The 6,396-nt window shown below is 56.4% G+C and carries 6 protein-coding genes and 1 pseudogene; 5 read left to right on the top strand and 2 right to left on the bottom strand.

From position 1 onward, the window contains the following. The 4 genes from raiA to npr form a co-directional block, all read left to right on the top strand. On the top strand, positions 1 to 185 hold a 185-nt coding region (gene raiA / locus QMM04_RS20045), incomplete at its 5' end, for a ribosome-associated translation inhibitor RaiA (protein WP_282996852.1). Positions 186 to 351: 166 nt separating this feature from the next. Next, positions 352 to 834: a PTS IIA-like nitrogen regulatory protein PtsN gene (gene ptsN / locus QMM04_RS20040; protein WP_031279741.1), complete on the top strand. Its 483-nt coding sequence runs from the start codon at positions 352 to 354 to the stop codon at positions 832 to 834. Positions 835 to 886: 52 nt separating this feature from the next. After that, positions 887 to 1,741 (top strand): RNase adapter RapZ, encoded by an 855-nt coding sequence (gene rapZ / locus QMM04_RS20035; RefSeq protein WP_282996851.1) that lies wholly within the window; start codon positions 887 to 889, stop codon positions 1,739 to 1,741. Further along, entirely contained in the window at positions 1,738 to 2,010 is a 273-nt protein-coding gene (gene npr / locus QMM04_RS20030) for a PTS phosphocarrier protein NPr (protein WP_058759594.1), read from the top strand. Before rapZ ends, npr begins: the two co-directional genes overlap by 4 nt. A gap of 5 nt (positions 2,011 to 2,015) precedes the next feature. Here the strand turns inward: npr and mtgA are convergent, their stop codons facing one another. Beyond that, entirely contained in the window at positions 2,016 to 2,738 is a 723-nt protein-coding gene (mtgA, locus tag QMM04_RS20025; protein WP_031279742.1) for a monofunctional biosynthetic peptidoglycan transglycosylase, read from the bottom strand. Between the two features lie 306 nt (positions 2,739 to 3,044). Here mtgA and QMM04_RS20020 point away from each other — a divergent pair, with 306 nt between their 5' ends. Next, positions 3,045 to 3,380 carry a hypothetical protein gene (locus QMM04_RS20020; protein WP_282996850.1) on the top strand — a complete coding sequence of 112 codons (336 nt, stop codon included), beginning with the start codon at positions 3,045 to 3,047 and terminating at the stop codon, positions 3,378 to 3,380. 166 nt (positions 3,381 to 3,546) lie between these two features. On the opposite strand, the pseudogene arcB reads toward QMM04_RS20020, so the two are convergent. After that, positions 3,547 to 5,971 (bottom strand): annotated as a pseudogene (gene arcB, locus QMM04_RS20015) (aerobic respiration two-component sensor histidine kinase ArcB). Between the last annotated feature and the right edge of the window lie 425 nt (positions 5,972 to 6,396).

The raw sequence follows: 6,396 nt of genomic DNA, 5'->3' as shown, positions 1-6,396 counted from the left end.
ATCAGGTTTATATTGTTCTGAAAGTGGAGAAGGTGACGCAGATTGCGGAAGCAACCCTGCACGTCAACGGCGGGGAGCTGCACGCCACATCGGAAGCGGAAGACATGTACGCGGCCATCGACGGGTTAATTGACAAGCTGGCCCGTCAGCTGACCAAACACAAAGACAAACTGAAAAAACACTAACCTTCACGCTTGCAGAGTGCTGACGGGTTCAGCACTCAGAGGAGAAATGGGGCGGGTCACCGCCCCGTTTTGTCATCTGCGCAAGCGCCTGCAGTCACCTGCCCTGCCCGTTCGCGGTGTCCCGGTACGTGCCTTACGGCTATGTGAACACGCAAGTGAAACGATGATGAACAACGATCTGACACTGGAATTGAGCGCGGTCCTTTCGCTGGACTGCACCCGCAGCGGCGTACACTGCCAGAGTAAAAAGCGCGCGCTGGAAATTATCAGCGAGCTGGCCGCTAAGCAGCTCAATCTGCCGCACCAGACGCTTTTTGAAGCCATCCTGACCCGTGAACGCATGGGCAGTACCGGCATTGGCAACGGCATCGCCATCCCGCACGGCAAGCTGGAGGAGGATACGCTGCGCGCCGTTGGCGTGTTTATCAGCCTCGACCAGCCTATCGCCTTTGACGCCGTCGACAACCAGCCGGTTGACCTGCTGTTTGCCCTGCTGGTGCCCGCAGACCAGTGCAAAACCCATCTGCACACCCTGTCGCTGGTGGCGAAACGCCTGGCGGATAAAACCGTCTGCCGCCGTTTGCGCGCGGCACAGAGCGATGAAGAGCTCTACGCCATCATTACAGAAGCTCAGGAAGATCACGCTTAAGCGACAGACACTTTTACCGGCCTGCGTGCCGGTTTAACACGGGAGAAATGTGATGGTGCTGATGATCGTTAGCGGTCGGTCAGGCTCAGGAAAATCAGTCGCGCTGCGCGCCCTTGAGGATATGGGCTTCTACTGTGTCGATAACCTGCCGGTGGTGCTGCTGCCGGAGCTGGCGAACACCTTAACCGAGCGCAATATCTCAGCGGCGGTCAGCATTGACGTGCGCAACATGCCGGAATCGCCGGAGGTGTTTGAGCAGGCACTGAACAATCTGCCGGAAGCGTTCTCGCCACAGCTGCTGTTTCTGGACGCCGATCGCAACACGCTGATCCGCCGCTACAGCGACACGCGCCGCCTGCATCCGCTCTCCAGCAAAAATCTGTCGCTGGAAAGCGCCATTGATCAGGAGAACGATCTGCTGGAGCCGCTGCGCTCGCGTGCCGATCTGATCATCGATACCTCAGAGATGTCGGTGCATGAGCTGGCAGAAATGCTGCGCACGCGCCTGCTGGGCAAGCGTGAGCGTGAACTCACCATGGTGTTTGAATCCTTCGGCTTCAAGCATGGCATCCCGATCGATGCCGATTACGTGTTTGACGTGCGTTTCCTGCCCAACCCACACTGGGATCCGAAGCTGCGTCCGATGACCGGGCTCGATCGTCCGGTGGCGGCCTTCCTCGATCGTCACACCGAAGTGCACAACTTTATCTACCAGACGCGCAGCTATCTCGAGCTGTGGCTGCCGATGCTGGAAACCAATAACCGCAGCTATCTGACGGTGGCGATTGGCTGTACTGGCGGTAAGCACCGTTCGGTCTACATTGCCGAACAGCTGGCAGACTATTTCCGTTCGCGCGGTAAAAATGTGCAGTCCCGTCATCGCACCCTGGAAAAACGTAAATCATGACCGTGAAGCAAACCGTTGAGATTCGAAATAAGCTGGGTATGCATGCGCGCCCGGCGATGAAGCTGTTTGAGCTGGTACAGAGTTTTGATGCGGAAGTGCTGCTGCGTAACGAGGCCGGTACCGAAGCCGAAGCCAGCAGCGTGATTGCGCTACTGATGCTCGACTCCGCTAAAGGCGGTCATATCGAAATCGAGGCCAGCGGCCCGCAGGAAACCCAGGCGCTGGCCGCGGTCATTGAGCTGTTTGAAGCCGGTTTTGACGAAGACTAACCGCGTCAGTGCAGCTGGTAACGGTTGAGAAAACCCTCGCCGCCCAGCTGGCGCATCTGGCGCATAATCCACTGCTGGCGCTGACGAATGTAGCCGGACGGCGCATCCGCGCGGAAGCGAATCGGATTCGGCAGCACCGCCGCCAGCAAAGCCGCTTCGGCCATGCTCAGCCGACTGGCAGGCTTGTGGAAATAGCGCTGCGATGCCTCTTCCACACCAAACACCCCGTTCCCGAATTCCGCAATATTCAGGTACACCGTCAGAATGCGGCGTTTGGTCCATACCGTTTCCAGCCCCACCGTCAGCCCGGCCTCCAGCCCTTTGCGCACCCAACTGCGGCCATCCCACAAGAACAGATTCTTCGCCGTCTGCTGAGACAGCGTTGATGCGCCGCGCATCCGTTCGCTGCCGTCATTGTCCAGCACCTGCTGAATGGCATGCACGTCAAAGCCCCAGTGCTCAGGAAACTTTTGATCTTCCGAGGCGATCACCGCCAGCGCCATCCACGGTGAAATCTCATCCATTCCCACCCAGTCTGAATGGGCGACATAATCGAAGCGTCCGCTGAACCACGCGCCAAGCTGCCGCTCCACCATTACCGCCGAAAACGGCACCGGCAAAAATGCGAACAGCACAATACCGGCCAGCCACAGACCCAGCCATGCCAGAAGCACCCTGCCAGCCAGCCGCTTCAGGCGCTGGACCATCTTCCCTTTACTCTTACTCATGCAATTGTCTCTTACCGGTTCCCTGGATTAATCAATTACTCAGGTCATGATTTCAAATAGCGGTGATGCAAGCCGGAATTTTATCTCTGCGGCATCGCGACCACCAGCCAAACTCATTGCGCGGGCAACCATCGTTCCTCTATTAGAGCCAGTCGCATCAAGCACTTCCGGCAAAAAGGAATCGGTTCCATGCAGAAAAATCGCGCAGCGCGCACGGGCATAAATACTTAACCGATTGTGATGCCGCTCACGTTAAACCTTTCACGATGTTTAACTATCATCTTTAGTAGTCAGTGAAGATGTTCATTGACAACCGAGACCATTCTGAAAAACACGGCGCAAATAGCGACAATTACCCTTCAGGCCAGGGCGCAACCTGTAAAACGTTTTACCGCCCATCCGGTTTACGCTAACCGTTCAATGCCCGAACTGGAACTTTCAGCCGGGGGTTTCCAAAACGTTTTGGATAACCGCCGCAAAATCTGGTTATTCATTATTAGAATCAATAACATGAGCATAAAAAAGACCGTTGCGCTGCGCTTTTTGCCGTTTCCCTTCGCCGCGCAGCGCTTCCCGGACCGTGACTGTGGGAAAACCAGGCAAAAAACCGAACATTTGCTCAAAAATAGTGCAATACGCTAAAGAAATTGATTCCTTGCTTGACTGTGTCAGCAAATTAATGTTTTCTGTATTTAAACGCTGCTCAACATCACACAATTTAATGAATCTTGTCACAAGCTGTGGCGAATTTGCTAAGGTGATTTTGAAGCGTTAACCAATACCACGCTGTTGCTTTTGTATTCGATTTCTAATAATAGCAGCAGCGCCCATTTCCCTGGTGTTGGCGCAGTATTCGCGCACCCCGGTTTCGACTGGGGTCATTTTTTTTCTGGCCCGCGCTATTTTTCCCGCTCCGCAACCCAGTTCCGTAATACTTCAACGTCGTGCCGCCACTCGTGCTTCAGCTCGTCAACCCACTCCTGCACGTTATCCCACCAGGCCGGCAATTCCGGTGACTGAATCTGTTTCGCCAGTTTCTGCAGATGCAGCAGGCCGACGGAGCCCGCCGCGCCTTTGATCTTGTGCCCCTCTTCGGCGATGCCCTTCTGGTCACGCGCCATCATGTTGGAGTCCAGCACCTCAAGATAACCCGGCATCATCTGCTCGAACATCGTCAGGCTTTGGGTGATCAGCCCCGGACCAACCAGCTCGATATACTGCTCCAGCATGTCGACATCCAGCAGCGTGCGTGACTGTTCCGCGTCGGCGTCACTCACCACCGCTTCGGCTTCGGCCTGGTAATCCCAGAATTTCTTGATCATCGCGGTCAGCGCCGGCACCGCCAGCGGTTTGCTCAGCACATCGTCCATGCCGGCATCGAGATACTCTTTTTTATCCTTCAGCACGTTGGCAGTCAGCGCGACCAGCGGCGGCAGCGTCACGCCGGCATGCTGCTGATGAATGGCGCGCGACACATCGAGGCCAGTCATGTCCGGCAGCTGGATATCCAGCAGCACCAGGTCGAACTCCTGCGGATCGAACATTGCCAGCGCCTCACCGCCGGTCATCGCCACCTCCACGCTGCAACCCAGCTTCTCCAGTACCGAGCGCGCCACAATCACGTTGAGTTCGATATCTTCTACCAGCAGCACGTGCAGCGCCGGCAACGGCATGCTGTCGTCCTGATCCTCATCTTCCACTTCATCCGCCACGCGCGGCGCGTGAATTTCCACGGTAAAGCACGAGCCCTGACCCGGTGCGCTGCTGACGGTGATATCGCCGCCCATCGCCTGCGCCAGCCGGCGTGACACCGCCAGGCCAATCCCGGTGCCGGTGGCCGGTTTACCGCCGTGCTGATCTTTCACCTGGTAATACATGGCGAAGATTTTGTCCTGCTCTTCCTGCGGAATGCCCATCCCGGAGTCCTGCACCTCAAAGTGCAGCGTTTCGTCCTGGCGATAGGCGACGCGCACCACGATTTCGCCCTGCCGGGTAAACTTCACGGCATTGCCGATCAGGTTCCACAGAATCTGGCGCAGGCGCGTGCCGTCGGCGGAGATCTTGTGCGGCAGCGGCAACTCCGGTGCCATGACGAACTTCAGCCCTTTCGGCTGCGCCAGCAGGCCGGAGAGGTTTTCCAGGTCGGCGAGGAAGCCGGTGAAATCCAGCGGCTGGTTATCCAGCTGCACTTTGCGCCGCTCAATCTTGTCGACTTCAATCACATCATTAAAGATGTTACCGAGGGTGATGGCCGAGACGTGAATGGTTTTCAGGTACTTCAGCTGCTCCTGATTGAGATCGGTATCCAGCAGGATGCGGCTTAACCCGACGATGCCGTTAAGCGGCGTACGCAGCTCGTGGCTGATGGTGGAGATAAAGGTGGTCTTTTCTCGGCTGGCGTTCTCCAGCGCGTCCTGATAGCGCTTACGCTCGGTAATATCGCGTCCGAAGCCCATCAGGCCGCTGCGCTTACCGACGCGGTCGTAATACGGCACTTTGCGGATTTCAAAGCAGGCTTTGCGCCCGTCCGGATACTGCAGCCACTGTTCATAGGTGAGCGACACATTATGGCGAAACACCTTCTCATCGGTCTCCAGCACTTTGGTGGCGGCATCTTCGTCGTAAATGTCGCGCGGCGTCAGGCCAATCAGCTGCTTCTCGCTCAGGCCGGTGAGCAGTTCCATGGCGCGGTTACAGCCAGAGAACTGTTTGTCGATGTTGCGATAGAACACCAGGTCGGGCGAGGCATCAAGGAACGAACGCAGGAAGGAAGATTGCTGCTCCAGTTCAATCTGCGCCTGTTCACGCCGCGTCATCTCTTCGCGCAGCTTATCCATCACCTGCTCGCGCGCCTGCTCTGCTTTAATACGGTCGCTGATTTCCTGGTTCAGCTGGCTGATGGTCTCTTTCATCTGCTGATTCAGTTCAAGGTCGCGCGTGCGCATCTCCTCCAGCTTGTCCACCAGCTTCGACAGCCGCTGGCGCGACTCCTCCAGCTGATCGACCACCACGGAGAGAAAGTAGACCGCCCACGGGGTAATCAGCAGGCCAAAAAACACCGAACGCACCACGTCGATACTTTCAACGTGGCCACGCAACACCATGGTGACCGCCATCTGCACCACCATTGCCAGCACCACCAGCGCCGAAGCCAGCAGCAGCGAAAACCGCACCAGCCCAAGCTTGACCATTAAATCCACGTAGTACTGTGCTAAAAGACGAATCTGTTTCATTACGCGCTCCCTGAACGAATCTGGCTCATCATAGCGTAATTATCTGCGCGCTGCGCCGCCGCACGCGCCGTGCGGACTGACTCTACGCCCTGTTATGGTGCAGCAGCGCGGCGTTTCGCCGACGTTCCCGCCTTTATGCCTAAAGCGCTTGACTAATTCTGCCAACTGAATAATCTGGAGGGCCGCGCTTTTGCGGGTCCCGGTGCCGCGTGCCCGGCGCATCCGCTTTCTGCAGCCATCCCTCCTGATGGTTGCCTTCCGTTATTGCATATCCATTCAGCTTAAGTGCTGTTTTAATCACACCCTGGTTAATTAATTTTACTAATGGCAACCGCGTTTTGATTCAAATGTTCCGCCATAAGAAAAACAGATACATGCTGTGCACGAAACGGTCCAAACAGAATTTTGTGCTGGCATCCCCATAT

Origin of the sequence: Pantoea sp. Pa-EAmG (assembly GCF_030024295.1) — a bacterium.
Taxonomy (GTDB): domain Bacteria; phylum Pseudomonadota; class Gammaproteobacteria; order Enterobacterales; family Enterobacteriaceae; genus Pantoea; species Pantoea dispersa.
This window is presented reverse-complemented; position numbering and strand designations above follow the sequence as displayed.

Excerpts from the sequence above, each read along its gene's own strand:
- ptsN (WP_031279741.1), top strand. The coding sequence starts at position 352 with ATGAACAACGATCTGACACTGGAATTGAGCGCGGTCCTTTCGCTGGAC.
- rapZ (WP_282996851.1), top strand. The coding sequence starts at position 887 with ATGGTGCTGATGATCGTTAGCGGTCGGTCAGGCTCAGGAAAATCAGTC.
- npr (WP_058759594.1), top strand. The coding sequence starts at position 1,738 with ATGACCGTGAAGCAAACCGTTGAGATTCGAAATAAGCTGGGTATGCAT.
- mtgA (WP_031279742.1), bottom strand. The coding sequence starts at position 2,738 with ATGAGTAAGAGTAAAGGGAAGATGGTCCAGCGCCTGAAGCGGCTGGCT.